The following is a 17,248-nucleotide window of genomic DNA, read 5'->3' as shown; positions in this document are numbered from 1 at the left end:
TTCCGTTGCGAAACAAACCGATAGGATCGCCTCATGCGCCGTTCGAAAATCGTCTGTACCCTCGGCCCCGCGGTCGATTCCCAAGAGATGCTCGTCGCCATGATCGAGGCGGGCATGAACGTGGCCCGGTTCAACTTCAGCCACGGTACCCACGCCGAGCACCAGGCGCGGTACGACCGCGTCCGCGCCGCGGCCAAGGAGACCAACCGCGCGATCGGCGTCCTCGCCGACCTCCAGGGCCCGAAGATCCGTCTGGAGACCTTCGCCGAGGGGCCGGTGGAGCTGGAGCGCGGCGACGAGTTCGTCATCACCACCGAGGACGTCCCCGGCGACAAGAGCGTCTGCGGCACGACGTACAAGGGCCTGCCGAACGACGTCTCGCGCGGCGACCAGATCCTGATCAACGACGGCAATGTCGAGCTGAAGGTCCTGGATGTCGAGGGCCCCCGGGTGCGGACCATCGTCATCGAGGGCGGCGTCGTCTCCGACCACAAGGGCATCAACCTGCCCGGCGCGGCCGTCAACGTGCCCGCGCTCAGCGACAAGGACATCGATGACCTGCGGTTCGCGCTGCGTATGGGCTGCGACCTGGTCGCGCTGTCCTTCGTCCGGGACGCCCGGGACGTGGCCGACGTCCACAAGGTGATGGACGACGAGGGCCGCCGCGTCCCGGTCATCGCCAAGGTGGAGAAGCCGCAGGCGGTCGAGAACATGGAGGACGTCGTGATGGCGTTCGACGGCGTGATGGTCGCCCGCGGCGACCTGGCCGTCGAGTATCCGCTGGAGAAGGTCCCCATGGTGCAGAAGCGCCTGATCGAGCTGTGCCGGCGCAACGCAAAGCCGGTGATCGTGGCGACCCAGATGATGGAGTCGATGATCACCAACTCCCGCCCGACCCGCGCCGAGGCGTCCGACGTGGCCAACGCGATCCTGGACGGCGCCGACGCGGTCATGCTGTCCGCCGAGTCCAGCGTGGGCGCCTACCCGGTCGAGACCGTCAAGACCATGTCGAAGATCGTCCAGGCGGCCGAGCAGGAGCTGCTCGCCAAGGGGCTGCAGCCGCTGGTGCCGGGCAAGAAGCCGCGCACACAGGGCGGTTCGGTCGCCCGGGCCGCCTGCGAGATCGCGGACTTCCTCGGCGGCAAGGGCCTGATCGCCTTCACCAAGTCCGGTGACACCGCCCGCCGTCTGTGCCGCTACCGCGCCGCCCAGCCGATCATCGCCTTCACCACGGACGAGTCCACCCGCAACCAGCTGGCGCTCAGCTGGGGCGTGGAGTCGCACGTCGTGCCGTTCGTGAACAGCACCGACGAGATGGTCGACCTGGTCGACCAGGAGGTCACCAAGCTGGGCCGCTTCGACACGGGCGACACCGTGATCATCACGGCCGGCTCGCCCCCCGGGGTAGCCGGCACCACCAACATGGTCCGCGTCCACCACCTCGGCGGCGGCGAAAAGAACTAACCCCCCGGCAAGCCCGCCCACCGCCCCGCCAAAGGCCCCATACGGCGCCGAGGGTGCCCCCCTGCGACAGGGGGGCACCCTCAGTACGTCACGCCGTCAACCGACGGTGCCCGACTCTGCGGGAAAATCGGGCGGCCAGGGCTTGGAGGTGTCGTACAGCACCTCCCTGTCAGCCATCAGCTTGTACTCCGCCTCGCGCCAGCTGGGGTTGCTGCCGATGACGAAGCTGTCACCGTTGGGTTCCAGCATCCAGGTGTACTCGGCGTCTTCGGCCGTGAGTCCGTGCCGTTCTCTCAGCAAGCCGAACTCCTCCGCGGTGGCCCGGCGAATGTGCAGACCCTCACGGTAAATGGGCTTGAGGAACATCAGCCGGACGTGTCCGATGTAGACCTCGACCTGCGACGTGGTCCGGTCGACCGCAAGCGGCTCACTGGTCAGGAACAGCTGCCGGTGGGAAGGATCGAACTCTACGACTCTGAACAGCCGTCCTTCGCGGACGAACTCTGACATCGCTGATCCTCTCCCTGCCACCGCTCACTCGGCCCAGTCCGGCCTGGTCGGCTGGACACGCGTGGGCACTGTGCCCGGCTCCGCCTGGGCGGAGGACCGGGCCACAGCTCTGTGCGCGGCTCCCGAACGGGCTTGTGGGGGCGGTCAGTCGGTTGTGTACTGGTGCATGCCGGGTATGTGCAGGGTGCCGCCGAACTGGGCGGCCTGGGTCACCTTCACATGAGTGAAGTAGATCAGCGGGATGTTCAGCGGCGGCGGGCTGTCCGGGCTGAACGTCACCGGGATCAGACCGAAGAGGTTCCCGGAGATGCTCTCCGTGTACATCACCGTGTCGCCGTCGCGGATCGTGGACGTCGAGCCGGCCGCCGCCTGCACGTGGTAGGTCTTGCCGATCTGCTTGTCCTTGACGGTCTGGTGCAGGTCACCGATGTCGGTGCCGCCGGAGATGACGTACTTCAGCACCTTCTTGGTGGTCCCGTTGGCGCACTTCACCTCGACCACGCCCTGGTAGTCGGCGTTCTTCAGCAGCAGCGAGCTGGCGCCCAGGTACCAGGGGTCGTCCGCCACCGGCACCTTGTTGTCGACGCCGCTCATGTCGTCGGTGGCGACCGGGCAGTCGTCGGCGGAGGGGGAGGGGGAGACGGAGGCAGGGGCGGAGGTGGAGGCGCTCGCCGACGGGCTGGGCGAGGAGGTGACCGAACCGGTCGGTGTCGGCACGGCGTCGGTGGTGTCCCCGGCCGCCTCGGACGCCGCGCCGGTGGGGTCCTCGACGGTGTCCTCCACCGTCTTTTTGACCTGGTCGGCCGTGTCCTTGACGGTGTCGGCGGCGCCGGTACCAGTGCCGGCGCCCGGGTCCTTCGCGGCCCCGGAGTCCGCCGCGGGCGTCGACGCGGACGCGGACGGCGTGGGGCTCGCGCCCGCAGAGGAGCCGAAGCCCGCGCCGCCGGTGATGATGCCGGTGATCGCGTCGCCGATGGTGTCGAGCAGGTTCCCGCCGGTGGACGCCGACGGGCTGGGCGTGGCGGTCGTACCACCGGAGCCCGAGGTGTCCGAACCGCTCGCCGAGGAAGCGGGCGTGGACGCGGACGGGCCGGACGCGGCCTTGTCGCCGGAACCTGAATCCGGCGAAGAGGTCCTGCCCGACGCGTCCTTGGCGCCGTCGGCGGCGTCGGCCGTAGTCGACGGGGTCGGTGACGGCGAGGTCGGCGACGGCGGGTCCGCGGACTCGCTCGCGCTCGGCGAACCGGAGGGCGACGGCGAGGCCGAGGCGTCCTTCGAGCCGTCCAGGGCCGCGACACAGTCCTTGTACTCGTCGGCCGTCAGGCTCTTCGACGGCGGCGGTGTGTCGTTGTTGTTGTCGGCGAGGGCGAGCGTGGACGTGAACCCCATGCCCATGAGGACCGCCGTCGGCATCGCCACGGAGGCTATCGCCTTGCCCGCCGGCATCTGGAACCTGGTGAACAGCGGCTTCTTGGGTGCCGCATGGCGCGGCCCGGTTCTCGCACGGGACGTGTCCACACGAGTCCCATGGGTCACCTCGTCAGCCGGCACTTTGCCTCCCGTTCGCCCCGTTGCCGGGGCTCGTTCCTGACAGGTCGTTCGACTCGTGCCCCGGGCCCGTCGCACCGCCGGGCGCGGCCTCGGGGGAGTACCCCTCGCCCGTGCCGCCGGACGGCACCGGCTGCGGCGCCGACGGCACCCCGGGCGCCCACGCCACGGCCATCGCCCCGCCGACCAGCGCGAGCAGGAAGCCGATGACGAAGCCGCCGAAGTTGGACACGGGGATGGACACCAGCGCCAGCAGGATCGCGGCGACTCCCGCAAAGGTCCGCACGTGCTGCTGGAACCAGAGGCTGATGCCGAGGACGACGAGCAGCACACCGATGATCAGGGACCCGGCTCCCGCAGTGGTGGCCATCGCGATCGTCAGATGGCCGAGCTGGAGATGCGCGTACGGGAAGTACATGATCGGAAAGCCGGCGAGCAGGACGAACAGGCCGGCCCAGAACGGACGGTTACCCCGCCAGGCGCGGAACTGCAACCTCCGGCGAGTGAACTGACCCGGTACGGCAGGAGTCTCGGCGCTCATGGAAAACAGCTCCCTGGTGCGGCATTGCTGTGGTGGAGATGTGTGCCGCGCGTGAAAGCGCGGCCGGAAGGGGGACGGGCGGGGTCGCCCCTCGGCTCCCCCGCCCGTCATCGAGTGCTTAGTAGCACTCCTCGGCATCCGTCGACAGCGACATTTTCAGGCCGCTGAGTTTGAAGGTCCCGGCGGTGGTCGCCCACGCCGTCTGCTTCACGCCGGTCAGCGTGGCGACGTCCGACTGCTGGGAGAACCCGAAGGGGTTCGTCCTGTCGCCCGGCTGGATTCCCGGACCCTTGTGGGCGTCCTGGGCGGCCACGCCGATGTCGATGTTCTTGAACGTCGCATCGCCTTCGAGTTTTTCTACGTCGATGTAGATGTTGTCGGCCCTGACGGGCTTGTCGCCGCCGCCCGCCCGCAGGATCAGGCTGACCGAACCGAACACCGGGATGCCCGGGGTGACCACGGACTGGCACAGGTTCGTGATCTTCGCTTTGCTGAACGCCGAGACGGCGACGGGGTGAACCGCCTTCTTGCCGTCGAGCGTGTAGCCCTCGTCGATGGCCCCGTACTGCGTGAACCCGGTGCCCACGAGTTTGTCGGCCGTCACCTTGAACGACTGGCCGGAGACGCTGAACGACGCGGCGAGAGCGCCCTGCGCAAGGGCGACAGCTATACAAGCCGTGGCGGCGACGCTGGGCACCATGACCACAGCGAACCGCTTCCATCTGGTCCCGCCACGCACCTGGGACTCCATATTTCCTCCTTCTCGGACGTACATCACCTGGCCCGGACGCGCCCCAGTCAAAGGCTCGGCAGGGCAGGGATGGGAGAAGTGCTACGCCCTCGGGAAGGAACGCCCGCGCTCGGGGACACGAACCGCGCCCGACCTCACCGGCGATCGCCCCCGAGCGACAACCACTGGTCGCGCCTGACACGCATCACGCACGACCTTGCCGGACAGGCTTCGCCGGTCTGGCGAAGACCCCCCTGTCCGAGAGCCGGCCCCACTGCCGCCGGCTCTGCTCGGTGGGGATCCAGATGGTCCCGCGCACCCGATTGGCTGTCGGGGCACAGGAATGGACCGAGCGTCGCCGATCGTGGTGCATTCTCGGCGCCCGCACAAGGGGGTTCGTTACTGGCTAGTAACGGGCGGATAACCGAAGCACGACCCAGCGGTCTCGAAGCGCGACGCTCGGTGGCATCACTGGGCAGAACAAAACCGTTGATCCCCGGGCGCAACCCGACAGACCAACGGCCTTGATTTACTGCAAGTAACAGCGGCCGCGATTACCAAGATTTGGTAAAGTGCGGCCGCCCTGGCGTCACATCGGCAAATCTTTCACCCGGGCATCACATGCCCGTGCGTTTAGCAACAGGTCAGAACGGGGCCCTCACCCCGCTCGGGGTTCCGCTCAGAACAGCGCCCGGGCCAGCGCCCTGCGCGCCCCGACGACCCGTGGGTCATCGGCCCCGACCACCTCGAACAGTTCCAGCAGTCGGCGCCGTACGGCATCCCGGTCGTCACCCGCCGTGCGCCGTACGGTCTCGATGAGCCGCCCGAAGGCGTCCTCGACATGCCCGCCGACCAGATCCAGGTCGGCCGCGGCGATCTGCGCCCCTGCGTCACCCGGCTTCTCGGCGGCCTCCTTGCGCACCTGCTGCGGGTCGGCGTCCTGCACCCGCTGGAGCAACTCGGCCTGGGCGAGGCCGAGTTTGGCCTCGATGTTGCCCGGGTCGTCGCTCAGCACGTTCTGGTAGGCGCGGATCGCCCCGCCCAGGTCGCCCGCGTCCAGCGCCTGCACGGCGGCCTCCAGTAGCGCGTCGTGCGGGCCGGCCGGCGCCGGGGCCTGGGCCGCCACGGCCCCGGCCGGTTCGGCGTCCTGGTCGACGGTCAGACCGGTCAACCCGAAGCGCTCCTCGGCGACCTGGACCAACTGGTCGAGGGTCTGCCGGATCTGCTGCTCCCCGGCGGCCCCCTGGAAGAGGGGCAGTGCCTGCCCCGCGACGACGGCGAAGACGGCCGGGATCCCCTGGACCCCGAACTGCTGCATCAGCATCTGGTTCGCGTCGACATCGATCTTGGCGAGCAGGAAGCGCCCGTTGTACTCGACGGCCAGCCGCTCCAGGACCGGGCTCAACTGTTTGCAGGGCTGACACCACTCGGCCCAGAAGTCGATGACGACCGGTACCTCGGCGGAGCGTTGCAGGACTTCGCGTTCGAAGCCCGCCTCATCGACGTCGATGACGAGATCGGCAGGGGCGACGGCCCCCGTTCCGCCCTGCCGGGCGGCTTCGGCGCGCGCCTGTTCCGCCTTGGCCTTGGCCTCCTGGGCCGCCTTCACCGCGGCGAGGTCGACGACGCCGCTCATGGACATGTTCCGTGGCTGCATGCGTCTATCCTCCCCCGTTCCCGCGCCTGAGTGAAAAGCGAGGTGAAAGTGCACCGGAACCTTGCCCCGCGCACCTGGCCCGACCTCGCGTACGCCACTGCCCGCGCACAGCCCCGCGCAGGCTTTCGCTACGCCTCGTAGCGTAATACCAACCGGGGTCCCGGCGACACCGCATCCCGGTGATCTCCCTCACGGCCGCACGGAATCCGGCGGTTAGGGTCGGGGGATGCAGAGCCACACCCCCGCCCCCCGCTCGGGCCGCCCGCGCAGTGCCGCCGCGGACACCGCGATCCTGGCCGCGACCCGGCAGGCGCTGGTCGAGCTGGGCTGGTCGAAGCTGACGTTGTCGGACGTGGCGACGCGGGCCGGGGTCGCGAAGACGACGCTCTACCGCCGCTGGGCGGGCAAGAACGAACTCGTCGTGGACGCGGTGGCCGAACTCTTCGACGAACTGGAACTGCCCGACCGCGGCAGCCTCGCCGCCGACATCGAGGGCGTGGTCCTCCAGTTCGCGGCGATCCTGGCCCGCCCCGAGGCGCGCAGCGGCCTGATGGCGGTGGTCGCGGAGTCCACCCGGGACGAGGCGCTGCGCGAGCGCATCCGCGGGTCGATCGTCGACCGGCAGAAGCGCCTGGTGCGCCAGGGCCGGACGCTGGCGCAGGGACGCGGCGAGCTGCCTTCGGAGACGGATCCCGCGGCGGCGGCCCGCACGGTCGACCTGATCTTCGACGTGGTCGCGGGTGCGGTGGTCCACCGCACCCTGGTGAGCGCGGAACCCGCCGACCCCGACTGGGTACGCGGCTTCACCCACGTCCTGCTGCACGGCCTGCCGACGACCGAGGCACCCCCGCGTCCCGCCTAACGCTCCAGGTACTCCAGCACTCCAGGTACTCCAGCAGGGAGTGCTCCAGCGGGAAGCGCTTCAGCAGGATCAGAACCCGGCCGGTTCCGTGTACACCCCCCACTCGTCGCGCAGTACGCCGCAGATCTCGCCGAGGGTCGCCTCCGCGCGCACCGCGTCCAGCATCGGCTCGATCATGGTGGCCCCGGACCGCGCGGCGCCGATCATCGCGTCCAGCGCGGAGCGCACCGCCCCCTCGTCCCGCGCGGCCCTGCGGGCGCCGAGCACCCGGACCTGTTCCCGCTCCACCTCGTGGCCGACCCGCAGGATCTCCAGGTCCCCGGTCACCGAGCCGGTGTGGACATTGACGCCCACGACGTTCTTGTCGCCCTTCTCCAGGGACTGCTGGTAGCGGAACGCGGACTCCGCGATCTCCCCGGTGAACCAGCCGTCCTCGATCCCGCGCAGGATCCCGGAGGTGACCGGACCGATCGGATGGCGCCCGTCGGGGTGCGCCCTGCGCCCCCGCTCCTTGATCCGGTCGAAGATCTTCTCCGCGTCCGCCTCGATCCGGTCCGTCAGCTGCTCCACGTACCACGAACCGCCCAGCGGGTCGGCCACGTTGGCGACGCCGGTCTCCTCCATGAGCACCTGCTGGGTGCGCAGCGCGATCTCGGCGGCCTGCTCGCTCGGCAGCGCGAGCGTCTCGTCCAGCGCGTTGGTGTGCAGCGAGTTGGTCCCGCCGAGCACGGCGGCCAGCGCCTCCACGGCCGTGCGCACCACGTTGTTGTACGGCTGCTGGGCGGTCAGCGACACCCCGGCAGTCTGGGTGTGGAACCGCAGCCACTGGGCCTTCTCGCTCTTCGCCCCGTACACATCGCGCAGCCACCTGGCCCAGATCCGGCGCGCCGCGCGGAACTTGGCGATCTCCTCGAAGAAGTCGACGTGCGCGTCGAAGAAGAAGGACAGGCCGGGCGCGAACACATCCACGTCGAGCCCGCGCGACAGCCCCAGCTCCACGTACCCGAACCCGTCGGCCAGCGTGTACGCCAGTTCCTGGGCGGCCGTCGCCCCGGCCTCGCGGATGTGGTAACCGGAGACGGACAGCGGCTTGTAGGCGGGGATGTCGCCCGCGCAGTACTCCATCAGGTCGCCGATCAGCCGCAGATGGGGTTCCGGCTGGAAGAGCCACTCCTTCTGGGCGATGTACTCCTTGAAGATGTCGGTCTGGAGCGTGCCGTTGAGCACGCCCGGGTCGACCCCCTGCCGTTCGGCCGCGACCAGGTACATGCAGAAGACGGGGACGGCGGGGCCGCTGATCGTCATCGACGTCGTGACGTCGCCCAGTGGGATGTCCTTGAACAGGACCTCCATGTCCGCCGCCGAATCGATGGCCACCCCGCAGTGGCCGACCTCGCCCAGCGAGCGCGGGTCGTCGGAGTCGCGCCCCATCAGCGTGGGCATGTCGAAGGCGACCGAGAGCCCGCCGCCGCCCGCGGCGAGGATCATCCGGTACCGCTCGTTGGTCTGTTCGGCGTTCCCGAACCCGGCGAACTGGCGGATCGTCCAGGTACGTCCCCGGTAGCCGGTCGGGTACAGACCGCGAGTGAAGGGGTACTCACCCGGCCAGCCGATCCGCTCGAATCCCTCGTACGTGTCACCGGGTCGCGGCCCGTACACCGGCTCCACGGGATCGCCGGAGAGTGTGGTGAAGTCAGCGTCGCGCTTGCGCGCGGCGTCGTAGCGGGCCTGCCAGCGGCTGCGGCCCTCCTCGATGGCGTCAGCATCCATACCCACAAATTTACTAGGACGTCCTAGTACTTGTCGATGGCGCACCGCCGCACGTCGCTCGCACGGCGGTGTGGCCTACGCCTTGGCGACAGCGGGGGCCTGGTCTGCGACCTTGGCCTCCAGCTCGTGGCTGATCTTCCGTTCGACGAAGAAGGCGGCCGTCGGGATCGTCCCTGCGAGCAGCACCCACAGCTGTCGACCGACCGGCCACTTCGCCTTGGAGCCCAGGTCGAAGGCGACGACGAGGTAGACGACGTAGAGCCAACCGTGGGCGATGGCGACAACGCGGGTGAAGTCCGCGGCGCCGTCGATGCTCAGGAGGTACTTCGCGACCATGCCGAGGCACAGCAGGACCAGCAGCACACCGGTGACGTAGGCCATGACGCGGTAGCGGGTCAGCACGCTAGGTTTCATGGAGACGAGCGTAACGACCCGTTCCGGGGGGCCTTGTCCCGGGTCACTCCTCGAAATCCTGCGCGGCGACCCGTAGCGGCCGCAGCATCGCGAAGATCTCCGCGCACTCCTGCGCGCCGTACACCCCGAGCCCGAAGTCCATGGCCATCAGGTCCCGGGTGGCGGCCTCGACGACCTCCCGGCCCTTGTCGGTGATCACGGCGAGCGTGCCGCGCCCGTCGTTCGGGTTGGGCCGCTTGTCCACCAGGCCCGACCGCACCAGCCGGTCGACGGTGTTCGTCACCGAGGTGGGATGCACCATCAGCCGCTCACCGATCTTCGACATCGGCAGCTCGCCCGCCTTGGAGAAGGTGAGCAGCACCAGCGCCTCATAGCGTGCGAACGTCAGCCCGTACGGCTTCACCACCGCGTCGACCTCGCCGAGCAGGATCTGGTGCGCCCGCATGATCGAGGTGATCGCGGACATCGACGGCACATTCCCCCACCGCTGCTTCCACAGGTCGTCGGCGCGGGCGATGGGATCGAAGGGGAGGCTGAGTGGCTTCGGCACGACCTTGACCTTACCGGCCGGTCATATGCGGGTCAGCCCCGTCCCGGCTTTCGGTCGCCCGGTACGCCGCGGCCAGCGCGCAGCAGCACACCGCCCCCAGCGCACCGGCTCCCGCGACGGTCGCCCGCACCCCGAACGCCTCGGCCGCCACGCCCGCCAGCGCCATGCCCACGCCCTGGACGGTCATCAGCCCCGCGCTCAGTACGGTCATGGCCAGCCCGCGCAGCTCATCGGGCACCGCCCGGACGAACCGCTGGTCGAGGCCGAGCGTGTACCCGGATCCGGCGCCCGCGACCAGCAGGAGCAGCAGCGAGACCACGAGCCCGGGGCGCAGGACGTAGCCGAGGTAGGGCAGCGGCATGAGACAGACCAGCGGCAGCGCGATCCGTTCCCGGGCGGCCGGGCCGAGCCGCGCGCCCGCGTACAGCTCGCCGAGGACCGTGCCGACCGGCAGGGCGCACATCAGCAGGCCGAGTCCGGCGGATCCGACGCCGAGCGCGTCGGCGTACGGGGCGGCCAGCGCCTCCGGGGTGACTGAGAACATCGCGGGCACCCAGAACAGGAGCAGCAGGAGGCGTATCCGCCGGTCGGCGAGGAGCCGCCGGGCGCCGCCGAGGGAGTCACCGAGCGGAGCGCCGGTGTCCCGGGCCCGGGCCGGCCGTCTGCGGGTACCGAGACGCAGCAGCGCGGCCGAGCCCAGAAAGGTGGCCACGGTGATCAGCAGCGCGTGCCGCGGCGACACCACGGCGAGCAGCAGTCCGCCGAGCCCGAACCCGACGAGCAGGGCGCTCTGCGCCACGATCCGCAGCAGCGAGCGGCCGAGTACGAACAGCTCGCCGCCGCCGAGGACATCGGCGAGGGTCGCCATGCGGGTCCCGGAGAACACCGGCGCGACGACGGCGACGCCGCAGCGCAGCGCGAGCAGAGCGCCGATGCCGGTCCCGGGCACCACCATGAGCGCGACGCACCCGGCGCACACCAGGTCGCAGACCACCAGCACCCGGCGGGCCGGGAAGCGGTCGGCGACCCCGGCGAGCAGGGTGCCGCCGAGCACGTACGGCAGGAAGCCGAGCGCGAACGTCAGCGCGCTCAGCAGGGGTGAGCCGGTGAGGTCGTAGACGAGTACGGACAGCGCGATCTCGCTGACGATCACGCCGAGCATGGACAGCGTGTGGGCGGCGAAGACGGCCCGGAACTCGGGCACGGCGAAGACCCGGGCGTACCCGGTGGCCGGCGGTGCCGGCACCTGCTGTTCTGATGTCACGCACGGCAGCGTGCACGCGCGCGTGCTGTGGGCGTAAAGATTCGGTGTGCGCCGAATCCGGTGCGCCTGATCCGCTGCGCCTCATCGGTGCATCTGATCCGGTGCGCCTCATCGGTGCGCCTGATCCGCTGCGCCGCATCCGGTCGGGGCACCCTCGGCCGCACGCCGTCGCGCCCGGGAGGACCGTCATGCCGTCGCTGCTGCACTTCGAGGAGATCGACTTCCTGCGCTGCCGCTTCGCCGTGTCCCCGCTGTGGGAGACGCACCAGGCGGTGCGCACGCTCAAGCTGGCGGACCGGCACGGCTACCACGCGCCCTGGCTGCGCCGTATCCGCACCGGCGCGGCGGGCCTCGACCTGGCCCCGCTGTGGCTGCTGATGCCGCGCCGCGGCCACTCGCCCGACTGGCTCGGCCCGCCCCCGATCGGCCCGGCGGCCACCTTCGAGGAGGAGATCGCGGCCGTACGCGCGGCCGATCCGGCGGCGGCGCGCGAGGACACCGCCCGATCGCTCGCGGAGACCCCGGGAGCGCTGCGGTCGCCGTACGGCCGGGCCTGGCTGGCCGACCCGGAGCGGATGGTCCGCGAACTGGCGGGCCTCCTGGAGGATGCCTGGCAGGTGCTCCTCGCACCGCACTGGCCGCGGCTGCGCACGCTGCTGGAGGCGGACATCGCCTTCCACTCCCGGCGGTTCGCCCAGGTCGGTCTGGGCGGGCTGCTGCCGGAGATCAGCGACCGGTGCAGTTGGCAGGGCGGCACGCTGACCGTGGCGTCGCCCGGTCGGTACGAGCGTCGGCTGGGCGGGCAGGGCCTGGTGCTGATGCCGAGCGTGTTCGTCTGGCCGGACGTGATCAGCTCGTTCGACCCGCCCTGGCAGCCCGCCGTGGTCTACCCGGCCCGCGGCATCGGCGGCCTGTGGTCCGAGCCCACCGGCCCCGCCCCGGACCGGTTGGCGCGGCTGCTGGGCCGGGGCCGCGCGGCCGTGCTCGGCGCGCTCGACGAGCCGGCGACCACGACGGCGCTGGCCCGCCGCCTCGGGCTCGCACCGTCCTCGGTGTCCGCGCATCTGACGGTGCTGCGCGACGCCGGACTGCTGACCACGCGCCGCTACGGCCACGAGGTCCAGTACGAACGGACACCCCTCGGCATCGCCCTCACGTCCGGCGAACCGGAATAAGCCCCGCCGCCCGGGCCGCGATGGCCCGCGCGGCGCAGACGACACCGGACCACCGGCCGACCCCCGGTCACAGGCCCGCACCGGCCTCTGTCCCCCCGCACCTGACCGTGCTCCACGACAGCGAGCTCCTGACCACGCACCACGACAGCCACCAACTGCCCTACGAACACACCCCTCGACACCGCACCCCCGTCCAACGAACCGGAACAGGCCCCGACGCCCGAGTCAACTACGGCCCGTGCGGCGCAGATGGTGGCGGACCGCGTGCTGGGCGACCGGGCCGAGTTCGTCCAGGGCGGCCACCAGGGCGCCGAGCTGTTCCAAGGCGTCCAGGGCCGCCTGGGCGCCCCGCTCGTCCACGCCCTCGTACAGCTCGATTCCGACGAAGGCGGCGGCGATCGCCCGGGCCAGCCCCGCCGGGTCGGTGAACTCGGCGAACGGGGTGGCCGCGAGGACCCGGGTGAGGACCCGCTCGATCTCGGTGATCCACAGGTCCAGGCCGGCCGCCGTGGCCGGGCCGAGGGACGCGTGGGTCTGGGCGCCGGCCAGCAGCTGGCCGAGCAGTGCGACCTGCCCGTCGGCCCGCTCCTGTTCATGGATCTCGCGGCCGACGGCCAGCAGTTCGGTGAGGGAGGTGACAGAGGCGAGGCGGGCCCGGTACCGGGACACCGCTTGTTCGGCGCCGTAGCGGCAGGCGGCGGCGAGGAGTTCGTCCACCGAGCCGAAGTGGTAGAAGACGAGCGCCTGGTTGACCCCGGCCGCCGCCGCGACCGTACGGGCCGATGTCCTTGCGATGCCCTGCTCGGTGAGCGTGCGCAGCGCGCCCTGAAGCAGCTTGGTCTTCGTCGTCTCCGTGGTCATGACGGGTTCGCCAGGGAGCACAGGAGGCGGGGGGCACGCGCGCGTGCGGGTGCGGTACGTCGGCAGCGCCGGGCGGCCGGGGTGCCGGACAGCGGCGCCTTGAACAGCGCGAGGGCCATGGCGACAAGGAGGACCAGCGGGCACAGGTACGCCGCGGCGGGGGCGAGCGAGCCGAAGAGCGGGACGCCGGAGCCGAGGCCGAGGCCGACGCAGCCGACGGTGAGCACGAGGACCCGGACCAGCAGCTCGGCCAGCCAGTTCAGCAGCGCACGCTCCGGGGTGATGCCGCGCTCCAGCCACAGCCGCAGCCGGTCGACGGACCATGCGGTCGCCCAGCGCAGCAGCGGGCGCAGCAGCAGCCGGTCGGCGAGCACGCCGAGGGCGCCGCCGCGGGGGCGGTAGTCGTAGCCGGTGAGAAAGCGGACGCCGTCGCCGTCGGGGACGTAGCGGATGTAGCCGCCGCCCCCTGCGATCGGGGAGAGCGGGTGCGGGCACGCGAAGCGCAGGGCGGAGGTGCGGGTGCCGTCGGGGCGTTCCTTCTCACCGGCCGAGATCCCGGTGCCGCGGACTCTGAGGAAGGGCAGCACGCGGGTGGCGTACCGGAATCGCCATGGCTCGCCCTCCGCGCCCGGGAGGCGGGTGATCTCGGTGAACCGCAGGTCCCAGCGCGGACGCAGGGCGGGGTCCTGCGTCCGCTCCCAGAGCACGTCGAGATCGGCACGCACGCGTGCCTCCACGTACAGCCCCACGGTGCATACCCCCAAGCCGGCCATCGGTGTGAGCGATCGCTCAACAGCCCGGCAGGAAACGTACACCCGTTTGAGCGATCGCTCAAACCCCGAACAGGCGGGCGTACGGCGGGACATGGGAAAACCCCGGCCCTGAAGGAGGCCGGGGTTTCGCGCGGTGGGCGGTCCGCCGGGGGTTTACCCGGCCAGGTGACGTTCGACCGTCTCGACCTTGGAGGTCAGGCCGTCGGTGACACCGGGCCGGATGTCGGCCTTGAGCACCAGGGAGACGCGCGGGGCGCGCTCCTCCACGGCGGCGACGGCGCGCTTCACGACGGCCATGACCTCGTCCCACTCCCCCTCGACGGAGGTGAACATGGCGTCGGTGCGGTGGGGCAGTCCCGACGCGCGCACCACACGGACGGCGTCGGCGACGTACTCCCCCACGTCCTCGCCGACGCCCAGGGGCGTCACGGAGAAGGCGACGATCATGCGTTGACGACCCCTTCCTTGCGGGCACGGGCGGCGATGACCGCGTCCTCGGCCTCCCGGCGCAGCTTGCGCTCGGCGAAGAAGCCGCCGGTGGGCAGGACCGAGAGGACGAAGTAGAGGGCCGCGGTCTTCGGGCCCCACTTGGCGCGGTTCCAGGCATCGGCCCAGAAGATCAGGTACAGGATGAACAGGAGACCGTGGACCGCGCCCATCACGGGTACCGCGTTGAAGTCCGTGGTCCGCTTCAGTACGGAGCAGACGAGCAGGATGAGGAAGGACACGGCCTCCGGGGCGGAGACCAGGCGCAGGCGGCGGAGGGCGGTGGCGGTCTTGATGTCCACGGGTCACCTTCGGTGGGATCGGTGGGAGTGGGTCGGCGATTCGTCTGGCCCCGGTTTGTGAACGCGAGCACAAACTTTCGCCCATTGTGGCAAACCGCAAAAGGCCGCCCGGGAGGACCCCCCGACAGGAACGGGAGGACCCCTGGGCGGGAACGGGGGGAGGCCCCATGCGGGAACGGGAGGACCCCCTCCCCTCGTTCCCGCGGGCCCGCTACCGTCTCGGGGTGGCGATGTTTCGACTTCAAGGCAGCAGGGTGCTCGCCGTCGACGTGACCGGGGACGCCGTGAAGGCGAAGAACGGCTCGATGGTCGCGTACGACGGGCAGATGAGCTTCAAGAAGCTGACCGGTGGCGGTGAGGGGCTGCGCGGCATGGTGACCCGTCGGCTCACCGGTGAGCAGATGACCGTGATGGAGGTGAAGGGGCACGGCACGTGCTGGTTCGCGGACCGCGCCTCGGAAATCAACCTCGTCGATCTCCAGGGGGACAAGCTGTACGTGGAGTCGAGCAATCTGCTCGCGACCGACGCCGGGCTGCGCACCGGGACGACGTTCACCGGGCTGCGCGGCGCCTCTCAGGGCAACGGGCTGTTCACGACCACCGTCGAGGGCCGCGGGCAGGCCGCGATCATGTCGGACGGGCCGGCCGTGGTGCTGCGGGTCAGCCCGCAGTACCCGCTGACCGTCGACCCCGGCGCCTACATCGCCCACCAGGGCCAGGTACGCCAGTCCTTCCAGGCGGGTGTGACCTTCCGCACCTTCCTCGGCGAGGGCGGGGGCGAGGCGTTCCAGATCCGGTTCGAGGGCGACGGGCTGGTGTACGTGCAACCGAGCGAGCGGAACACCATCGCGGGAGATGTGTGAGATGGGGCTGCGGGAGGTCAATTCGAAAATGGTGGAGGCCACCGTGGTCCCCGGCGCGCGGCTGTTCAGCCAGCGCGGTGCCATGCTCGCCTACCGGGGCGATGTCTCCTTCACCCCCAACATCCAGGGCGGGCAGGGTGGCCTGATGTCGATGCTCGGCCGCCGGGTCACCGGTGAGGCCACCCCGCTGATGACCGTCGAGGGCAGCGGCACCGTCTTCTTCGGGCACGGCGGCCACCATGTGCAGGTGATCAACCTCTCCGGCGACACCCTCTACGTGGAGGCGGACCGGCTCCTCGCCTTCGAGGGCACACTCCAGCAGGGGACGATGTTCATGGGCTCGCAGGGCGGGATCATGGGGATGGTGCGCGGACAGGTCACCGGGCAGGGGCTGTTCACCACCACGCTCAAGGGCCACGGGGCCGTCGCCGTGATGGCGCACGGCGGGGTGTTCGAGCTGCCGATCACACCGCAGCGTTCCGTCCATGTCGACCCTCAGGCGTATGTCGCCCACCACGGTGACGTCCGCAACAAGCTGTCCACCGCGCTCGGCTGGCGCGACATGGTGGGTCGCGGTTCCGGCGAGGCGTTCCAGCTGGAGCTGAGCGGGAGCGGCACGGTGTACGTCCAGGCATCGGAGGAGAAGCTGTGAGCAGGTACGCAGGTGCGGGCTCCGGGCCCGTGGTGTACGACCCGATGACGCTGCCCGCCGACGACAACGTCAACAGCTACACCTTCTGCGTGGAGCTGATGAACGGGCAGTGGTTCCTGCAGAAGGGGAAGATGATCGCCTACTACGGGGCGATCGAGTTCAACGGGATCGGGCACGGCCGGCTGGACCGGCTCATCCACACGTCGTTCCATTCGCCTCTGCACGCGAGCGACTGGGTGGTGGCGGAGGGCTCGGGCAAGATGCTCCTCGCCGACCGGGCCTTCGACGTCAACTCGTACGACCTGGACGACGGCAATCTGACCGTTCGCTCGGGCAACCTGCTCGCATTTCAGCCAAGTCTTGCGCTCAAACAGTCCATCGTGCCGGGTTTTCTGACGCTCATCGGAACCGGAAAGTTCGTGGCCGCGTCCAACGGACCGGTGGTATTCATGGAGCCGCCGATCCGGGTGGACCCGCAGGCGCTGGTCGGGTGGGCGGACTGCCCCTCCCCGTGCCATCACTACGACCATGGGTATCTGACCGGCGTCCTGGGCGGTCTACGTGCGATGACGGGGCTCGGCGGGGCCTCCGGGGAGGAGCATCAGTTCGAGTTCGTGGGGGCCGGTACGGTGCTGCTCCAGTCGACCGAGAAGCTGATGGCGGAGCAGGACACGGGGGCCGTTCCGCACGAGCCCGGTGTGCCCGGCGGCGGGGTGTCCGGCCGCCAGGGACCCGGCCAGGACGGACCGCGTCTTCCCGGACAGCTGGGAGACCTCCAACGTCGCTTCGGGCTGTGAGCGGTAGTCTGCGGAGTGTGACGTCGAAC

The 17,248-nt window shown here is 70.4% G+C and carries 19 protein-coding genes; 6 read left to right on the top strand and 13 right to left on the bottom strand.

All coding sequences use genetic code 11. The features are described 5' to 3' along the window. Positions 1 to 33 precede the first annotated feature (33 nt). Positions 34 to 1,464, top strand: coding sequence for a pyruvate kinase (gene pyk, locus ACWEKM_RS29670; RefSeq protein WP_451624329.1), 1,431 nt, complete (start codon positions 34 to 36; stop codon positions 1,462 to 1,464). Between the two features lie 96 nt (positions 1,465 to 1,560). On the opposite strand, the gene ACWEKM_RS29665 is transcribed toward pyk, so the two are convergent. The 5 genes from ACWEKM_RS29665 to ACWEKM_RS29645 form a co-directional block, all read right to left on the bottom strand. Further along, positions 1,561 to 1,974: a hypothetical protein gene (locus ACWEKM_RS29665; protein WP_451624328.1), complete on the bottom strand. Its 414-nt coding sequence runs from the start codon at positions 1,972 to 1,974 to the stop codon at positions 1,561 to 1,563. 144 nt (positions 1,975 to 2,118) lie between these two features. Continuing rightward, the gene (locus tag ACWEKM_RS29660; protein ID WP_451624327.1) at positions 2,119 to 3,525 is read right to left on the bottom strand and encodes a hypothetical protein; all 1,407 of its coding nucleotides are present in this window, start codon (positions 3,523 to 3,525) and stop codon (positions 2,119 to 2,121) included. Continuing rightward, positions 3,515 to 4,063, bottom strand: a complete 549-nt coding sequence (locus ACWEKM_RS29655; protein WP_451624326.1) for a DUF6114 domain-containing protein — start codon at positions 4,061 to 4,063, stop codon at positions 3,515 to 3,517. Before ACWEKM_RS29655 ends, ACWEKM_RS29660 begins: the two co-directional genes overlap by 11 nt. A 118-nt stretch (positions 4,064 to 4,181) precedes the next feature. Continuing rightward, positions 4,182 to 4,814 (bottom strand): DUF6230 family protein, encoded by a 633-nt coding sequence (locus ACWEKM_RS29650; RefSeq protein ID WP_451624325.1) that lies wholly within the window; start codon positions 4,812 to 4,814, stop codon positions 4,182 to 4,184. Between the two features lie 658 nt (positions 4,815 to 5,472). After that, a complete protein-coding gene (locus ACWEKM_RS29645) occupies positions 5,473 to 6,450 on the bottom strand; it encodes a tetratricopeptide repeat protein (protein WP_451624324.1) in 978 nt (325 codons plus the stop codon). A 226-nt stretch (positions 6,451 to 6,676) separates the two neighbouring features. Here ACWEKM_RS29645 and ACWEKM_RS29640 point away from each other — a divergent pair, with 226 nt between their 5' ends. Then, the gene (locus ACWEKM_RS29640; RefSeq protein ID WP_451624323.1) at positions 6,677 to 7,312 is read left to right on the top strand and encodes a TetR/AcrR family transcriptional regulator; all 636 of its coding nucleotides are present in this window, start codon (positions 6,677 to 6,679) and stop codon (positions 7,310 to 7,312) included. 69 nt (positions 7,313 to 7,381) lie between these two features. Here the strand turns inward: ACWEKM_RS29640 and ACWEKM_RS29635 are convergent, their stop codons facing one another. The 4 genes from ACWEKM_RS29635 to ACWEKM_RS29620 form a co-directional block, all read right to left on the bottom strand. Next, positions 7,382 to 9,082, bottom strand: a complete 1,701-nt coding sequence (locus tag ACWEKM_RS29635) for an acyl-CoA mutase large subunit family protein (protein ID WP_451624322.1) — start codon at positions 9,080 to 9,082, stop codon at positions 7,382 to 7,384. Between the two features lie 75 nt (positions 9,083 to 9,157). After that, the gene (locus ACWEKM_RS29630) at positions 9,158 to 9,496 is read right to left on the bottom strand and encodes a DUF3817 domain-containing protein (protein ID WP_451624321.1); all 339 of its coding nucleotides are present in this window, start codon (positions 9,494 to 9,496) and stop codon (positions 9,158 to 9,160) included. 43 nt (positions 9,497 to 9,539) lie between these two features. Continuing rightward, a complete protein-coding gene (locus ACWEKM_RS29625) occupies positions 9,540 to 10,046 on the bottom strand; it encodes a MarR family winged helix-turn-helix transcriptional regulator (RefSeq protein ID WP_451624320.1) in 507 nt (168 codons plus the stop codon). Between the two features lie 10 nt (positions 10,047 to 10,056). Continuing rightward, the gene (locus ACWEKM_RS29620) at positions 10,057 to 11,310 is read right to left on the bottom strand and encodes an MFS transporter (RefSeq protein WP_451624319.1); all 1,254 of its coding nucleotides are present in this window, start codon (positions 11,308 to 11,310) and stop codon (positions 10,057 to 10,059) included. A 188-nt stretch (positions 11,311 to 11,498) separates the two neighbouring features. On the opposite strand from ACWEKM_RS29620, the gene ACWEKM_RS29615 reads away from it, so the two are divergent. Beyond that, a complete protein-coding gene (locus ACWEKM_RS29615) occupies positions 11,499 to 12,485 on the top strand; it encodes a DUF5937 family protein (RefSeq protein WP_451624318.1) in 987 nt (328 codons plus the stop codon). A 225-nt stretch (positions 12,486 to 12,710) separates the two neighbouring features. Here ACWEKM_RS29615 and ACWEKM_RS29610 read toward each other — a convergent pair whose 3' ends face one another. The 4 genes from ACWEKM_RS29610 to ACWEKM_RS29595 all read right to left on the bottom strand — a co-directional run bounded on the left by ACWEKM_RS29610 (position 12,711) and on the right by ACWEKM_RS29595 (position 14,907). Then, a complete protein-coding gene (locus tag ACWEKM_RS29610) occupies positions 12,711 to 13,346 on the bottom strand; it encodes a TetR/AcrR family transcriptional regulator (protein WP_451624317.1) in 636 nt (211 codons plus the stop codon). Beyond that, positions 13,343 to 14,095: a hypothetical protein gene (locus ACWEKM_RS29605; RefSeq protein WP_451624316.1), complete on the bottom strand. Its 753-nt coding sequence runs from the start codon at positions 14,093 to 14,095 to the stop codon at positions 13,343 to 13,345. The genes ACWEKM_RS29610 and ACWEKM_RS29605 overlap by 4 nt, the downstream gene beginning before the upstream one ends. A 177-nt stretch (positions 14,096 to 14,272) precedes the next feature. Further along, positions 14,273 to 14,566, bottom strand: a complete 294-nt coding sequence (locus tag ACWEKM_RS29600) for an MTH1187 family thiamine-binding protein (RefSeq protein ID WP_451624315.1) — start codon at positions 14,564 to 14,566, stop codon at positions 14,273 to 14,275. Beyond that, on the bottom strand, positions 14,563 to 14,907 hold the full coding sequence (locus ACWEKM_RS29595; RefSeq protein ID WP_451624314.1) for a DUF3817 domain-containing protein: 345 nt from the start codon (positions 14,905 to 14,907) through the stop codon (positions 14,563 to 14,565). The genes ACWEKM_RS29600 and ACWEKM_RS29595 overlap by 4 nt, the downstream gene beginning before the upstream one ends. 230 nt (positions 14,908 to 15,137) lie before the next feature. Here ACWEKM_RS29595 and ACWEKM_RS29590 point away from each other — a divergent pair, with 230 nt between their 5' ends. The 3 genes from ACWEKM_RS29590 to ACWEKM_RS29580 are packed head-to-tail and all read left to right on the top strand — an operon-like array spanning position 15,138 to position 17,219. Continuing rightward, complete coding sequence (locus tag ACWEKM_RS29590; RefSeq protein ID WP_451624344.1) at positions 15,138 to 15,770, top strand: AIM24 family protein; 633 nt, start codon at positions 15,138 to 15,140, stop codon at positions 15,768 to 15,770. A 1-nt stretch (position 15,771) separates the two neighbouring features. Next, positions 15,772 to 16,422: an AIM24 family protein gene (locus ACWEKM_RS29585; protein WP_451624343.1), complete on the top strand. Its 651-nt coding sequence runs from the start codon at positions 15,772 to 15,774 to the stop codon at positions 16,420 to 16,422. Positions 16,423 to 16,466: 44 nt separating this feature from the next. Then, a complete protein-coding gene (locus tag ACWEKM_RS29580) occupies positions 16,467 to 17,219 on the top strand; it encodes an AIM24 family protein (protein ID WP_451624342.1) in 753 nt (250 codons plus the stop codon). Positions 17,220 to 17,248 lie beyond the last annotated feature (29 nt).

The sequence above is a fragment of the Streptomyces sp. NPDC004752 genome (assembly GCF_053601275.1).
The sequence above is the reverse complement of the archived record's forward strand: the minus strand, read 5'-3'. Positions and strand labels throughout refer to the sequence as shown.